Here is a 16,199-nt window from a genome sequence, read left to right as displayed (position 1 = left end):
TTTTTATTTCAGTTTCCCGATAATACGTTTAAGAAGCAAAAATTACCGTTACAGTAAAAAAAGAGACGGTTCTTACAAAAATATCCGGTACTTTAGTCTTCGAAAAAAGAACCGGACAGTATCCCTCTACCGCCGGTCCTATATAGTATTAACTTATAAAATAACAGCTTATGAATACGCTAAATGTAAAGTTGTCTCATAGCATTTCTCAATTATATGAGACTTTGTGTCAGGTTGGAAAGAGTACATTTGCTGAATTACAACGAGCAACAAATTTTAAAGACACGGAGCTCTGTCTGGCTCTATGCTCGCTCATGCACGACAACAAAGTATATCAGGCACGTATCAGCAATACCGTTTATTACATTATTAAATAATGTTCTCCACCGGAAATTCGATCTCACCAAACCCGATCATCGCATTAAACAAGCGAACCAACGAGTAACGTGACAAATCCTGCGGACGAATAACAGCCGGAACAATCCTCCCCTTTCCTAATAGAGATGCCCGCATCGTTCCTTCCAACAAAGGGACCTCGGGTGTCTCCCATTGGCTACCATTCCATAAAGCAATATTGGCAATCGATGTATCCGTCAAGACGCCATCACGTATGATTAAAATATCGTCCGCTTCTCCCTTCTGACGAAATAATTCATCCAACTTCTGACGGTCAGCACTTTTATATGTATAATCCAACCCGTCTGACGTGACCAGTCTCAAACGATTCACCGAACGAACGGTGTAAGGTAGATATTCCACCTTCTCCACTTCCTCCTGATATTCGACCCGGCATTTGGTACGTCCTGAATAATCTCCGGGCTGGATATAATCCGCCAGGTTTACAGGCAGGTTACATTCGAACACATCTCTCCGCGTCTTGTTGAAGCGGTAATTATGAAAGGCCAGATTAACCGCCTTTCCATCCTCGATACGGATTGTTTCAATAAATTGGCACATATACTTTTTGTTTCATTTCATTATATTCACTTTCTAAATCGCTTTGAGAAGTAATCCCACCGCCGCTCTTAAACAGGAAATCTCCTCCCTCCTGCCCGATAAAACGAATCATCACGGCACTGTCCAAACGATGGCCGTCAAAATATCCCATAACCCCGGTATAAAATCCCCGTTCGTATGTTTCAGCTTCCCCGATAATCTCCATCGTCTTTTTCTTGGGAGCTCCGGTGATAGACCCTGCGGGCAACAGCCGGAACAGTATGTCTCCCAATGAGGCTTTCCAGTCTTCCGGTAGCTTACCTCTAATTTCCGAACTGACTTGCAACAGCCTTCCCCTGTTTGTCTGCAACTCATCTATATACCGGTATCGCGACACCGTCACTTCCGATGCCACCTGGCTCAGGTCGTTACGGATCAAATCGACAATCGTGGCATGTTCAGCCTCTTCTTTTTTATCTGCCAAAATCCGTTCCCGCGCATCAGGCAAAGAGGCATCGATCGTCCCTTTCATCGGATAAGAATAGATAAATCCATCCTCGATACGCACAAATATCTCAGGAGAGAAAACAACAAAACGCTCCTTCACCCATAATTTATAAGGAGCATGGGAAAGATAGAAAATCTCTTTCAACGTCAGGTTCGTCCGTACCGGAGTCGCACAAGTCAGGTTGACCAGATAAGAATTACCGGCATAAATATGCTCGATTACTGTCCGGAAAGACCGGGAGTAAGTTTCAAAAGAAACCGAATTAGTCTCCCATTCAACATATTTTTCCGGAAAGGTTTCCGCTTTTGACGTCACATTGGTAACGCCATTCAAATCATACAACACCTCACCCGGCTCTACCTCCTCCGGCTCCGCCACCCAAACTTGCTCCTGCTTATAATCAACGACAAATATAAAAGGCCGCCCGGATAATCCCAATCGATTCATATACCGGACGGCTTCTTCTTTATTGCAAAACTTCATATTATATCAAAAATCGCTCTGTCAGTCCGCCGAAAGCATCGATACGACGGTCACGGAAGAACGGCCACCAACGACGCACATTCTCACTCCGTGCTTTATCAATCTCTACCACACGTACCTCTTCATGGTCGTTCGGGAACTCAGCCAGCAACTCTCCCTGGGGACCTGCCACAAAGCTATTTCCCCAAAACTGGATACCGTTTGTCTGTCCCGAAGGATCCGTCTCATGTCCGGTACGGTTTACCGTAATCACCGGAAGCCCGTTAGCCACGGCATGTCCGCGCTGCACTGTTATCCACGCACCCAGCTGACGTTTTTTCTCTTCTTCCGTATCACTGCTCTCCCAACCGATAGCCGTCGGATAAATCAGCATCTCAGCACCTTTCATCGCCATCAGGCGGGCTGCTTCCGGATACCACTGGTCCCAGCAAACCAATACGCCCAACTTCCCGACAGACGTCTCTATCGGTTCGAATCCCAAATCGCCGGGAGTGAAATAAAACTTTTCGTAGTAAGCCGGGTCGTCCGGTATATGCATCTTACGATATTTTCCGGCAATCGAACCGTCTTTCTCAATCACCACGGCTGTATTATGATACAATCCCGGAGCACGCCGCTCAAACAGGGAAAGTACTAAAACCACGCCCAGCTCTTTTGCTAAAGCCCCGAACTCTTCCGTAGACGGTCCCGGAACCGTTTCCGCCTGGTCGAACATCTGTGTATCTTCCGTCTGGCAAAAATACAGACCGTTATGCAACTCCTGCAAGACAACCAGTTCCGCACCTTCGTCGGCACAAAGCCGGATGCTATTTTTCAGTTTCTTTATATTATCTGTCCGGTCACAGGTATTTGCCTGTTGAATCAATCCTACTTTCATACAATAAATTCTTTCGGGTACTGCATCGTCACACAATGCAATGAGCCATGTTGTTTAATTAACGGTAAACAATTAATACCTACAATCTCTCTGTCCGGAAACGCCGTCTGCAAGGCCGCTTTCGCCACTTCATCTTTCGGTGAGTTATAGAACGGAACAAGCACCGCCCCGTTTATAATCAGGAAATTGGCATAGGTAGCCGGCAAACGCTCGCCTTCCCACTCCACTTTATCCGCCATCGGCAAAGCGACCAGCCGATAAGGTTCGCCATTTGCCTGCGTGAACTCCTTCAATTCCTCTTCCATCTCCCGGAGTTCGGCAAAATGCTCGTCTTCCTCATCCGTGCACTGCACATAGGCAATCGTATCCTCACTGCAAAAACGCGCCAGCGTATCGACATGACTGTCGGTATCGTCTCCCGCCAGATAACCGCTTTCCAACCACAGGATACGGTCCAGTCCGAACACCTGCTGGAGATAATTTTCCAGTTCTTCCTGCTGGAGATATTCGTTTCTGTTCACGGAAGATAGACATTCGACCGTAGTCAGCAAAGTTCCCTTTCCATCCGACTCGATACTGCCGCCTTCCAATACAAACGGCTGCATATTGACAGGAACCACTTCATCGGCAAAAGTCTTGCCATGAAACAATTTCCGCGTAATCAGATTATCATGGTTGGCAGCAAACTTCATCCCCCAACCGTTGAACACAAAATCGTACACCACCGGCACCCCGTCATCAAACACGGAAATGCCCCCATGGTCACGCGCCCAGGTATCGTTCGTCTCCATCTCACGGAAAATAACACGGCTATAATCCACCTCTCCCAACTGCGAGCGTACCACCGTTTCATCCGGACAAACAATCAGTAACTTCTCCCGTTTGATCACCTCTTTGGCAATCTCCACAAAACAAGGAACCACCTCGTCCAGTATCGGAGCCCAATCGGTCCCTTCATGCGGCCAGGTCAGTTGAACAGCACTCTGAGGATACCATTCTGCCGGTAATATCGTTTTATTATCCATGTCTGCTAATTTAATTTTCAGGATACAAAGATAAAAGATAATAAGAGCAATGACAAAATTCTGCAAAAAACTCCTCTACCTATTTGGATTATTCAGAAACCTCATTAACTTTGCGGCACAAAGTACTTTTTATTTTAAGTATATGAATAAACAAATAGAAGACATAAAAGCTATCCGCGAGATGATGGAGAAATCATCTAAATTCCTTTCGTTAAGCGGTTTGTCAGGCATATCAGCCGGAGTCATAGCCATTATCGGAGCAGCACTTGCCTATTTCCATATTTTACGGGAACCGGCCAGTGCCAACTTCGACACGACACACGAAGCCATGTTCCGCGAAATCACTTTGTTGATAACCGACGCTTCCGCCGTGCTGCTCTTCTCTATTTGTTTCGGTATCTATTTTTCCTGGAGAAAATCGGTGAAAAAGAACCTGATGCCCTCCAAAAGCCTGATAAAAAGGACACTTTATAACCTCGGTATCCCATTGATTGCCGGAGGTATCTTTGCCCTCATTTTCCTGCTACGCGGCGATTTGGCTATGGCGATCACCATGACGCTGACCTTCTATGGCCTGGCATTAATTAATGTATCCAAATACACCCTCGACGAAGTACATTATTTAGGCTTGACAGAAGTCGTGTTAGGTATTGTTGCCGCCCTGTTCCCCGACTGGAGCCTCTTGCTTTGGACTATCGGATTCGGAGTTTGCCATATCATTTACGGCACAGCTATGTACATCAAATATGATTTGAAAAAAGAATGAAAAACATACTGTCCAAATTAAATAAAGCCTTCGAAAGCCGGATACGATTAGGTATCATGTCTATCCTTTCGGTAAACGAATCAGCCGATTTCAACACCATGAAGCAACTGATGGAGTTGACCGACGGGAATTTGGCCAGCCACCTGAAAGCCCTGGAGACTCTCGGATATATCCAGTCCGTCAAACAATTCATCGGACGGAAACCCAATACCCAATATTCCATCACCGAAGAAGGACGAAAAAGTTTCAAAGAGCATTTGAATGCACTGGAAGAACTTATCAAATAATTTTTTTACCCATCCACTTTGAATTGCAAAGTACTTTTAAACTACATAAAACAGGTTAAGCTTATGGAAACAACAATCAAAAAAGCAGCAAAAATCAATCAGTCTATCACACTGAAAGCACTGATTATCGGATTCCTGACCCTCATCCTCCTGATTCCGGGATTAATGATCCAGGATCTGATCCGGGAAAGACAAAACCGAAGTTTGGAAACAATCGAAAAGATTAACAACAAATGGAGCAATGCCCAAACCTTTTGCGGTCCGGTCATTTCCATCCCTTATACCACGACGCAGGTAAATCCGGACAACAAGACAACCATTCAGGAACACCTTCTGAATATCACACCGGAAAACCTGAATATCACAACACAGTTATTTCCAGAGGAAAGATATTACGGCATCTACAAAACGATCCTTTACAAAAGCGAGATAGACATAACGGGAAACTTCGACAAAATAAACTTCCCCAAACCGGAAAACAGTATCATTCATTGGGAACAGGCCTATCTATCCATCGGTGTTTCCGACCTGAGGGGCATAACAGAAAACATCGACTTCAAACTGGACAACAAACAATTGTCGGTCGAAGCCACCGGTAACCTGGATACGCAGATAGGAAAAATGCTGGTCATGCCATTAAAGAATACCGACCCTCTCCTGTTCAGCCAACCCCAAACATTCAACTGCAAATTAAAACTGAACGGCAGCAGTAACATCAATTTCATCCCCATAGGCAAAACGACTAAAGTGCACGTTACAGGCAACTGGAAGTCCCCCGGTTTCATCGGCAACTTCTCCCCGGAGCACCATATTACCGAAAATGGATTCGAAGCCGACTGGAGTATCCTCAGTTTCAACCGCAGTATCCCGGAAATGTGGATCGACTACCCGGGAAACTCATTCGACGATTCCTCCTTCGGGGTAAGCCTGATCGACCCGGTAAACCATTACCAGCAGAACATGCGTTCCGCCAAATATGCCATCATGTTCATCGCCCTGACCTTCGTTGTCTTCTTCTTCGTCGAGATCCTGACCAGAAAACGGATCCACCCTATACAGTATTTGTTGGTCGGCTTCGCATTGATCCTGTTTTACAGCCTGCTCCTGTCTATCTCCGAACAGATAAACTTCGGCACGGCCTACCTGATTGCCAGTATCGCCACCATCGGCCTGATCACAGCTTATACTCACAGCATCTTCAAAAATAAAATACAGACCGGAGCACTCACCGGCATGTTATGTTTATTATATATTTTCCTGTATGTTGTTCTGCAACTCGAAGATGTTGCCTTATTAATAGGAAGTATCGGCTTGTTTGTAATCCTGGGAACGATTATGTTCTTCTCCCGGAAAATAAGTTGGTATAAACAAGAATATGAATATCCTCAAATACCTGAAACAGATAAGTAAACAACAAACCTTATAAAGGGAAAGAGATAGACTCCAGCATCTGTTTTCGCCAGGAGAGAAGTTTACCGTTTTTAAATAAGCGACGTTGGACGAAGCACCAACTGCCGAGCTTGTTTTCACGGACAGTAGGCCAACGGTGCTTCTCCTGGTAAAACAGTTTTAATTTTTCATAGTTTTCAATCCAGATGTCGTCGGTATTCCAGACAAAACCGGCTTCATCCATCATCCTGATACGTTCGGAGGCTAGTCCCCCCTGTTTACGGAACTTACGTTGGGTACTACACCAGGAACCTAATTTGCCATCATTACTTTTAGGCCAATATCCCTTTTGGTGATAAAAAAACACCACCTGTTCCCAATTTTTTATCCACTGGGCATCCAAATCTTGCTCCCACACAAAACCGATGCGATCCAACAAAGCTATCCGTTCTTCAGATAACACCCCTTTTTTACGTCCCTGCCGTTGGGTGTTGCACCAGATACTCAGATTATTTTCTCCCTTCTTAGGATAACGTTGCATCTGAGTTATAAAAATCTTCAGTTCTTCATAATACTGCATCCAACGACTGTCCTGTACTTCCCATTCGAAACCGATCCGGTCCAGCTGCAAGATATAATCTTCCGACAACGTCCCTTTCTTCCGGGCAATCCGTTGGGTGTTACACCAGTTTCCCAACTTCCCTTCGGCTGCCTGCGGCCAGCGCCCTTCACGTTCCTTATATTCGATCAGTCGTTCATACATCACAGGCCACGCATCCAACTCCGCCAGCATATCATCCACACGGGCACGGATATCAGACAGGAATCCCGTTACCTCAAACTCCATAAAGCCTTTAAAGCTCTTCGGGGCACGGATTGCCGGATGATAAGCCAACTCCCTTGACATAGCCTCATAAACAGAACGGCCCGAAAGGTTATTGACAAAGTCAAGCACCACCGGATGCCGGTCCGAACCGGCTTTCAGGCAGCGGCCCAACTGTTGCAAGGCTACTACATACGACTCCGTCCGACGCAGGAACATGGCGGCATCCACTCCCTCCACATGCAATCCTTCGATCAACATATTTATAGAGAAAAGGACATGCAGTTTTCCCGTTTCCCTACGGAAACGACGCAACGTCTTTTCATTCTCCCGATTGCTGAGTCCGTTATGGATCTCGAATGTTTCCGTCTCAAAACCAGCCTGCCCGAGCCAGTTCGATACTTCGGGAACCATATGCTGAAGATCTTCCTTGTCTTTACAGAAGACAAGCATTTTCTTTACCTCTTTCGGCAGATAACGCCGAATCAGTTCCGATGCACTCAACGAACCGCGAAAGTCGAGACGGGCAAAGTCTATCTTGTCCTGAATACGCTTGCGCCTTTCAGATGTACAGTCGCTCCTGTTCAGCATACGCTGTACCTTATCCAGCTGGTTATTCAGATCGAATACGCTCTGCACCAGGACAGGGACAGGCAGTATCTTATAATACCAGGCCATAGACAAAGACAGTTCATGGAACAGGTTTCCCTTGAAATAGACTTCTACCGTATCGAGCATCTCTTCGGGACGTATCGGGGTTGCCGACATTCCCAGTACACGGGCCTCCGGATTGTTATCAATGACTTCCTGTACGGCTTTACCCCATACCTCCGCCCCGAAATGATGGAACTCATCGATAATAATATGATCCGCTTTAAGCTCACCGACCGTACCGCGATTCAGGACTAATGCCTGGAAAGTCCGGTAGGCAACATGCGGCATTGTCCTGCCAATTGCTTTTTTGATCTCGGCGATAATCGTAACGTTGGGAGCAATAACCACTATATCATCTTCCGAATGATTGACGATATAGCGGGCAATCAGGTAGGACTTTCCTGTTCCGGTCGCCTGTACAACCGCTCCGATCCTGTTTGTTTTGAATCCTTCCTCGATGGCCCGGTAAGCCGCTTCATTATGCGAAAAGAGTTCAATATGTTTTCCCGTTTCCAGACTTCTCAGATAGCTATCATCCGAAACAGTCAGTCCATGCAGTTCAAAGGAAAGTGCCTCCGGCAGATAACCGCCATGAGCCAGGACACGGAACTGGCTACAGCCGCACATTTCCCCGATACGCTGCATTTCAGAATACAGCCCATCCACTTCCGGCAAGCCGACAGGTTCCTTATTCCATACCTCTTTTACAATGAAAGTAACGGAGTCCTCCCTGAAGCCTACCAGCAGACAGCCGGATTCTTCAGTGATAAAATAATGGTAAGAATGATAAAGATCGCAGAGCACAAATAATATGCAAGTTTCAAAAAGACTCTTTCTGTTTTACTTCTTAATCCACACCCTCAGGAGAGACTATAATCGAATATCCAGGACCGTAACCAACACCTTTTTCATTAATCACATAGGCACGGATGTAATAGACACCCGGAGACAAATCACCCAGCGTTGCCGTGAAATCACTATCCGCCTGCACACTATAATCCCAGATGTTCGGTTCACCGACCGTATTCCAACAGAATCCGCATTCACTTATATTCCCGCCACCGTTGTCCAGCACTCTCGAACGGAATGTATACGTTGTAGCATCCAATACTTCTATTTCATCCACAACCGGAACTGTACGCGTATCCAACACCAACGTACGACTATACCCCGTACCTATCTTATTACTCGCATAAGCCCTTATGTAGTAAACACCCGGATACATAGTACCCATAACTGCCATGAAATCATCATCCGCTTCCAACAGATTATCCGAAACATCCGGATATTCATGCGTACTCCAGCAAAAACCATTAGCCGTTATTTTACTGCCTCCCGCATTCAGTATTGAACACTGTATCCGGTTGGTTTCCCAATCAACAATACGAACCCTGTCAAGTACCGGAACCGTCAGCACATGAATCGACACACTCAACTCTTCACCATAACCGACACCTGCTTTATTGACAGCATAGGCACGTATATAGTAAGTACCCGATTCCATTTCTGATATCGTAGCCATAAAATCATCATCAGCCACAACTACATGATCCTCCACCGACGGTTTTCCCGTCATGTTCCAGCAAAAACCTTTTTCCGTTATCTCACTTCCACCATCTGTCACTAATACGGAACGGAACACATTGTTATCCGGATCAATACGTTCTACCGCCCCCACTACCGGCAGCGATATAATATTGACCACCAACTCCTCACTATAACCCACACCATATGTATTCTCGGCAAACGCACGTACATAATAAACCGTATTGGGATTCAATCCCGACAACACGGCAGTAAACTCTTTATCCGCTGTCTCCCTCTCATCTGCCACCGTCGGCGTACCAGTCGTATTCCAGCAGAAACCCTTCGATATGATTTCAGCACCTCCGCTGTCCTCCAGTGTAGCACGAAATTCCTTCTTCAGTGAATCAGACAACAGGATACAGCCGACCTTCGGAAATGTTTTGCCCGTCTGAATCTTTATTTCCGGACTGTAAGCAAGATACGAACTATCGTTTAATGCAAAAGCACGCAGATAATAGGTCGTGTTCTCTTCCAGGTCCGGAATGGAAACGGAAAACGCAGCCTCCTCACCTTCCGCTTCCAGCTTCCGGTCGTCTACCGTCGGGTTGCCCTCTGTATTCCAGCAGACACCTTTCGATAACAAGTTAGTCCCCGTACCATCTATTCCATCATCTTTCACCCGGAAGGTGAAACGGTTAGCGACCTCCTCGTCCGCCGACAGGTCCGACAACAAAGGCTCACCATACAACAACGTCTTAAAACTACCCAACTGCCCTGTCAGACGATCCGTACCGTTACCCGCATACAAACAATATTCGTACGACGCATCCGCATCCAGTCCTTCCAGCAGCACCTGCATGCCAAATGATAAAGAATCCCGGCATGCGACCTCCGAGGCATGATCACGGTCACCCGCCTTCCACCAAAGAAAACCAGTCTCTTTTAACGGTATCTGACTCGTCACGCTCCCTTTCAACCTGACATACGTTCGCCCTATATGCTGCGGTTCCTCCAACTGCATGCCGATCGATATGGCTTCAGGTTCGGCGTCCTTTTCACAACTTCCCAACATCAACACAGCAGGAAGAAAAAACAATATATACTTCAATAGATTCATGGACTCTTCTGTTTTTTCGGTTCATCGATTAAAAAATAACTCCAATTCCCAAATTTCCCTCCAGATATTTAAAGCTGTTCGTTTGCAAACCCAGCGAAAATACCATTGGTCCGGCAGACAGGATTCCTCCGATCTCAGCTTCCACACCCTCCAGGGAATGGTCTTTGTTTTTACCCCACTTGCCTCCCACCGTTTCCCAAACCAGCGTACGTGTGCCGTACCCTACTCCGGCATACAGATAAAACGGTTTCCACAGGCGTTGTACGATCCCCCCTGTGACAGACAAGCGGCTTTTTTCCGTCTTACCCGTGTACCACTGTACCTCACCATCTTCACCCGACATCCCGACATCGTTGCATTCGAAATCATCCGAAGGAGTATTACTGAAACTATATTTCGCTTTTATATATCCCCCCGTGCGTCTCATTGCAGCAACCATCAAACCGTACGACATCTGGGAAGTACGGAACCCCATCACAGGCATCACCATCACCCGGGGCCTTTCAGGCTTTTTACGCGTTGACAATAACTGTACATAGTTTTCCAAACGGGCCTGCATTTGCTGCTCCCGGGAAGACTGCTTTAGCGTATCAACGGACGCATCCTCCGTGTGCTGACCGTAAGCCGTTGATACACAAACCACCCATAACAAGCAGATCAACATTTGTCGAACAATTTTATTCATTTCTTATGTTTTTGAGATTTTTCGTTTCCATAACCATAGCCATATCCATAACCGTACCCATAACCATAACCGGCACGTTTCATATTGATACCATTCAGTATCACCGCCATATTGCGAAACTTCTCCTGTTTATATAACTTTTCCACTTCCGGCAACTGACGGCGATCCATCAACCCTGCACGAATCACATAAACCGTCAAGTCAGCCACGCGGTTCACGATCGTGGCATCTGCTACCATACCGGCCGGCACATTATCCAAAATCACATAATCATAACGCTCACGCAACGTATTTACCAATTCTTCCAAGCGATTACTCAGAAGTAACTCTGAAGGATTAGGGGGCACAGGACCTGCATGGATTACGTCCAAACGGTCGTTGATGCCCGATGGTGCAATGATCTTATCCACATCATCCACCCTCCCCGACAAATAGTGCGTCAATCCCGCACCAGCGTGGCTGATGCGGGCGCTAAGGGTACCCTTACGAATATCAGTATCGACAAGGATCACCTTTTTATTCGTTAGAACAAAACTCATCGCCAGGTTCATTGATACGAAAGTTTTCCCCGCACCCGGATTTGAAGAGGTAAACATCACCACTTTCAGATCTTTTGCTTTTACACGCATGAATTCCATATTCGTCCGGACAATACGGAATGCCTCCGAGACACCGTCGCGACCGTTCTCATGCACCAGGATTTCACTCTTGTCTTTCCGGTTACGCGAAGGAATCTCACCCAGGAACGGAACAGACAGGTTATCCTCTATATCTTTCCTTGAACGTACCGTCGTGTTCATCGTCAACTGTACCCAAAGAATACCCGAAGGAACCACCATCCCCAACACACAGGCTGCTAAAAGAACCAGCATCGATTTGGGTGCCACTGGTTTCTCGCTACCCTGTGCCGGATCGATAATACGGGCATTACTCTCCGTGATCGCCTGCGACAAGGCATTCTCTTCCCGCTTGTTCAGAAGGTAAAGGTAAAGTTCCTCCTTGATCTTCTGTTGGCGTTCAACCGACAACACGTACTTTTGCTGAGTCGGGACAGCTGCTATACGACGGGTCGTCTGCACTTCACGTTCACGTATGTTCTTTATTTTTATATTCAAACCTACGATCAGATTGTCTACCGCTCGGATAATTGTCTGCTTCATCGCACCCAGCGAATTATTCAGGTCCATCACGACCGGATTCCTGTTACTACTGTTACCGATCAACTTGTCGCGTTTTAATAGCAAGGTATTATATTCCGAAATCTGACTTTCCAAACTTACATCCGAGATGCCCGTATTGGCAGGTATCAAGTCGGCTCCCTTATGTGGGTCAGTCAAGTACTCCCGAATATATTTTGCCAGCGTCAACTGGTTCTCCAATCCAAGTCCTTCCTGGCTGTACTGGCTACCTTCCTGCAAATACATACCAGCTTCCGAATGGATATCGGTCAGCTGATTTTCTCTTTTGAAGACCTCGATTTCCGCATCCACATTTCCCAGTTCTTTTTCAATAATAATCAGGCGGTCATTGATAAAATTCGATGTATTGACCATCACCTGATTCTTGTCGCTTATCGCATCCTCGTTGTAAATAGCAATCAGTGTATTCAACACATCCTCCGCACGGGATGCAGAAACGTCCTGCAATGACAAATTCAAAATAGTAGCTGTTTTACTCGCTAGCACAACCTGCAGAGATTCATTATAATCCAAAGCTACCCGGTCCTGGTTGCTTTTAGAAACTGTTATCTCACTCCCATAATAAAGATCCGTATAATACAAACTGGGAGTTACCACTACTTTTCCGATAGGCGTCGATACCGTGTCGTTCAACGCCACAGTCAACGTTTGGTCTTCCTGCACCTGTCCTTCTTCCTCCAGTTCTTCGGAAAAGAAACCCGACAGGCTCACTTCTTTATCTGATACCGGCACTACCGTCAAACCAAATTCAAGGTTTTCATTTGCCTCCGGGAAACGGACCACAACAGGTGAATGACTGTACAACTCCACCGTACGCAACCCTTCACGAATGCTGTAACTGATATCCAGGTCCAGACGTTTGACAACTGATTTCATCAACTGTTTCGATTTGAAGACCAGCAGTTCGTTATCCACACTCCTTTTCATATTGAACATATTCAAATCCTCAAAAACGGCAGCCTCACTGGCTGCGCCGCCTCCTTTCGTATCGTCCTTGATCAATACCGTTGCTGTACGCTGGTAAATTTTAGGTGCCCACCCCAGATAAAGCACCGCTACTGCACAGCAGACCGCCACAGATAACAGGAACCAGTACCAGTTGGCACGTACGACACGATACATATCGATCAGGTTCAACTCATTTTCCTCTTCACGAAGCATATTTGTTTCTTGTTCGGGATTCATCACTCTTATACTCTTTTGTTATTTGAATATTAATACTGCAACCGTGGTCAACAGGGATACGACCGATACCCACACACCCACCGTGTTGTTCTGATTGATGCCACTCTGGCCCGCTTTCGCCTTGTTCGGTTCCACATACACGATATCGTTCTGTTGAAGATAATAGCAGGGCGAATCGAAGATATCCGCCGAACGCAAATCATGGAACAGGATCGTACGTTTACCATTATTCTCACGGATCACCGCCACACGATCGCGACGACCGTAAATCGTAAGGTCACCTGCCATACTTAAAGCCTCCAACAATGTGATACGGTCACCTGATACGGTAAAACTACCCGGCCGGCTAACTTCACCAATGACAGAAACCTTAAAATTCAGAAACTGTACTGTTACGATTGGGTCTTTGATCAAATCCTCGTCCACCAACCGTTTCTTAATCAGTTCCGTTAATTGCATACGGCTAAGGCCCGAGGCACGGATCTTACCCAAAATCGGGAAATCGACATCACCATAGCGGTCTACCAAATAGCCCAACACACGCTGCTGACCAGTCGTTCCGTTATTTGTGCCTAACTGATAAGTAACCATCGGCATATTAAAAGGTAATGCCAGTTCCGGATCACGGCTGTTCACCATGATTGCCAGCAAATCGTCTTCATGGATGATCGGCTCGTATATCTGTTCGATATTTCCCTGCCTAAAAGGTTCTACATCCTGCATGTAAATAATGTTTTTGGGTGATGCACAAGAGCCCAGTAGCACCACAAGCAAAACTCCTAAAAGTTGTTTGTTCAAATTCATTTTCATATATTATTTGTTTTTGTTGATATTTCAATTAAAAAATTGTTGAATCAAAACTTCCTGAATTCCAACCGGGCATAATCCGATTGCAGGACCAGATGTTTCGATGTTAATTCTTTGACGCCGAAACGTTGCTCCGTCCCGTTCATTCCAAATGGCAATAAGTCTTTAACTTTGCTGACTGGCATGACTACAAACAAGGAATCTCCGGTATATTCCATATTACCGGTCTGACTGGTTACATCAACCTTCATCAGATTGATTGTATGCAAAGCGACACTGTAATATGCCCGTTTCGGCGTATCTTCCTCTCCCGACACATATGCTATTTTCATGATCTGCCAGCGACCATCCAGGTCTCCATTGATCGGCATTTTTCCGCAGGCACTGACCATCAGAACCAGCAACACTGCCGTTATATATCTTTTCATCGTATTCATTGTATTCATCGTATCCATCCCGTTTTTCTGATTGTTAGCATTCCACCGGCACTTTTACCCAACATCCCGCCCCTGTCAACACCCAGCGATGCTGTAAAGTCCCAGCCTTTTAACTGATGGGGTGTATAGGTTAATTCAATCAGAGCATTTCCATTCTTTTTGATCTCATAAAAAGGTAAGCTATAAGTTCCCCAGTTGCGGGTAAACGATAAAAGGATTCGGTATTGCAGGTCGGCACAAGGAGTACCCATGATCCCCAAATGATGTCCTTGCAGACGATTGCTTTTAAAGACTATTTCTCCATCATCATTATAAATCGGAGACATGACTAGCGGATTTCCAATCCCCATTCCCCAATGCTGCCAACCGGCATAGATGTAGTGGTTATAATAATTATCTGTACCACTCACTTGTTCAGGTATTTCAGGGGTATGGTCCCAATAAACAGGGCCCGTTTGGTCTTTCGTTGAGATATATTCGTAAACGAAACTACCGATCACCGGATTCTTGGGAAACGTTATTTCTATTCCTGCCAGACAATCTTTCCAGCCATATTCACCAAACATCTGCGAATGGTCTTCGAAATAATGTTCGTAATAAGGACGGATTGTCCATTCTTTTGGAGCATACCAGGTCAGAGAGAAGTTCCAGCTACCTAAATGGTTTCCATAGACATTTATCTGTTCCCCTGTTGGTGTGCTACTATCTCCACCGCTTGGGATAAACACCTTAAAGAAATCCTTTATCCCGTTCGGCATATCGATCTTCTTATCTCCAATGAAAGCATTTCCTCCGAACTGGGCAGCCATTTCCAATCCCCCTTCTAAAATCAACGGAAACTTCTCCCGGTTACCGATCTTCACATACAAATCCTTGGAATGATACAGCACATGTTCCGTATGTTTACCTCCCGGAGCCACAAAGTCTTTTTGCCAGCCATCGTCTGTAAACATACCATAAGCAATATGTCCTTTGAAAGCTAACCAACCTTTTGTCCCCGGAACAAGCGTATATTCAGGAATACCGATACGAACCTGCGGAGCCGGACGCGCATTTCCCGAAAATGTCAGTCCACCGCTACTCAGCAACGGATTATTAAATTCGCTATGTCGCTCCTTACTTCCGATGCTCACCCCCAGGCAACGATATTTCAAATCCGCATACAATTGTTGCACCACAAAAGTCGATGTAAAATTATAAACGACAGCCAGGTCCGCCCCGAAAGCATATGAGAAACGTTTATCGTTTTCAAACTCCCGGAAAACACCTGCACGCAGATACCCGTTATTCTTTTCAATGGACGAAAGTCCCTGCTTATTCGCTGTCAACCAGAAAGGAGTATGTTCCCCTCCGCTAAAGCTGACGCCGGTTTCCGCCCGATAACTCAGTCCTTTGGTAAACTGAGCATAAGAGGTTAGGGGAAGCAATAGAATGCCTCCCAAAAGAAGTAAGCTTGATATTGATTTCATTTGTTTTTGATTAGAAAGAATTGAA

General features: G+C 45.9%; 15 protein-coding genes. 4 read left to right on the top strand and 11 right to left on the bottom strand.

From position 1 onward, the window contains the following. The first annotated feature begins 170 nt into the window (after positions 1–170). The gene (locus C825_RS11930; RefSeq protein WP_007658438.1) at positions 171–377 is read left to right on the top strand and encodes a winged helix-turn-helix domain-containing protein; all 207 of its coding nucleotides are present in this window, start codon (positions 171–173) and stop codon (positions 375–377) included. On the opposite strand, the gene C825_RS11925 is transcribed toward C825_RS11930, so the two are convergent. The 4 genes from C825_RS11925 to C825_RS11910 are packed head-to-tail and all read right to left on the bottom strand — an operon-like array spanning position 370 to position 3,829. Then, a complete protein-coding gene (locus C825_RS11925) occupies positions 370–957 on the bottom strand; it encodes an aminotransferase class IV family protein (protein ID WP_007658440.1) in 588 nt (195 codons plus the stop codon). The two genes, C825_RS11930 and C825_RS11925, sit on opposite strands and share 8 nt — an antisense overlap. Further along, positions 941–1,927: an aminodeoxychorismate synthase component I gene (locus C825_RS11920; RefSeq protein ID WP_044214328.1), complete on the bottom strand. Its 987-nt coding sequence runs from the start codon at positions 1,925–1,927 to the stop codon at positions 941–943. The genes C825_RS11925 and C825_RS11920 overlap by 17 nt, the downstream gene beginning before the upstream one ends. Position 1,928: 1 nt before the next feature. Further along, positions 1,929–2,804: a carbon-nitrogen hydrolase gene (locus C825_RS11915; RefSeq protein ID WP_044214326.1), complete on the bottom strand. Its 876-nt coding sequence runs from the start codon at positions 2,802–2,804 to the stop codon at positions 1,929–1,931. Next, positions 2,801–3,829, bottom strand: a complete 1,029-nt coding sequence (locus tag C825_RS11910) for an agmatine deiminase family protein (RefSeq protein WP_010802622.1) — start codon at positions 3,827–3,829, stop codon at positions 2,801–2,803. The genes C825_RS11915 and C825_RS11910 overlap by 4 nt, the downstream gene beginning before the upstream one ends. Positions 3,830–3,971: 142 nt before the next feature. Between C825_RS11910 and C825_RS11905 the strand changes: the two genes are divergently transcribed. The 3 genes from C825_RS11905 to creD all read left to right on the top strand — a co-directional run bounded on the left by C825_RS11905 (position 3,972) and on the right by creD (position 6,292). Beyond that, positions 3,972–4,595 (top strand): hypothetical protein, encoded by a 624-nt coding sequence (locus C825_RS11905; protein ID WP_228100176.1) that lies wholly within the window; start codon positions 3,972–3,974, stop codon positions 4,593–4,595. Further along, a complete protein-coding gene (locus tag C825_RS11900) occupies positions 4,592–4,882 on the top strand; it encodes a winged helix-turn-helix domain-containing protein (RefSeq protein WP_007658450.1) in 291 nt (96 codons plus the stop codon). The genes C825_RS11905 and C825_RS11900 overlap by 4 nt, the downstream gene beginning before the upstream one ends. Before the next feature lie 63 nt (positions 4,883–4,945). Next, positions 4,946–6,292, top strand: a complete 1,347-nt coding sequence (gene creD / locus C825_RS11895) for a cell envelope integrity protein CreD (protein ID WP_010802620.1) — start codon at positions 4,946–4,948, stop codon at positions 6,290–6,292. Between the two features lie 10 nt (positions 6,293–6,302). Here creD and C825_RS11890 read toward each other — a convergent pair whose 3' ends face one another. From C825_RS11890 to C825_RS11860, 7 genes are read right to left on the bottom strand one after another with little or no spacing between them, the layout of a single operon-like run. Continuing rightward, the gene (locus tag C825_RS11890) at positions 6,303–8,561 is read right to left on the bottom strand and encodes a Helicase associated domain protein (protein WP_044214324.1); all 2,259 of its coding nucleotides are present in this window, start codon (positions 8,559–8,561) and stop codon (positions 6,303–6,305) included. A 34-nt stretch (positions 8,562–8,595) separates the two neighbouring features. Further along, positions 8,596–10,392, bottom strand: a complete 1,797-nt coding sequence (locus tag C825_RS11885) for a hypothetical protein (RefSeq protein WP_010802618.1) — start codon at positions 10,390–10,392, stop codon at positions 8,596–8,598. Between the two features lie 28 nt (positions 10,393–10,420). Continuing rightward, a complete protein-coding gene (locus C825_RS11880; protein ID WP_228100174.1) occupies positions 10,421–11,077 on the bottom strand; it encodes a hypothetical protein in 657 nt (218 codons plus the stop codon). Further along, positions 11,074–13,461, bottom strand: a complete 2,388-nt coding sequence (locus C825_RS11875; RefSeq protein WP_010802616.1) for a GumC family protein — start codon at positions 13,459–13,461, stop codon at positions 11,074–11,076. The genes C825_RS11880 and C825_RS11875 overlap by 4 nt, the downstream gene beginning before the upstream one ends. Positions 13,462–13,479: 18 nt before the next feature. Then, a complete protein-coding gene (locus C825_RS11870; RefSeq protein ID WP_007658467.1) occupies positions 13,480–14,265 on the bottom strand; it encodes a polysaccharide biosynthesis/export family protein in 786 nt (261 codons plus the stop codon). A 50-nt stretch (positions 14,266–14,315) separates the two neighbouring features. Next, the gene (locus C825_RS11865) at positions 14,316–14,723 is read right to left on the bottom strand and encodes a lipocalin-like domain-containing protein (RefSeq protein ID WP_010802615.1); all 408 of its coding nucleotides are present in this window, start codon (positions 14,721–14,723) and stop codon (positions 14,316–14,318) included. Continuing rightward, a complete protein-coding gene (locus tag C825_RS11860) occupies positions 14,711–16,174 on the bottom strand; it encodes a capsule assembly Wzi family protein (protein ID WP_010802614.1) in 1,464 nt (487 codons plus the stop codon). The genes C825_RS11865 and C825_RS11860 overlap by 13 nt, the downstream gene beginning before the upstream one ends. Positions 16,175–16,199: the final 25 nt, after the last annotated feature.

Origin of the sequence: Parabacteroides sp. ASF519 (assembly GCF_000364265.2) — a bacterium.
Lineage (GTDB): Bacteria > Bacteroidota > Bacteroidia > Bacteroidales > Tannerellaceae > Parabacteroides > Parabacteroides goldsteinii.
Note: the sequence above shows the minus strand (reverse complement) of the source record. Positions and strands in the feature narration are given on the sequence as shown.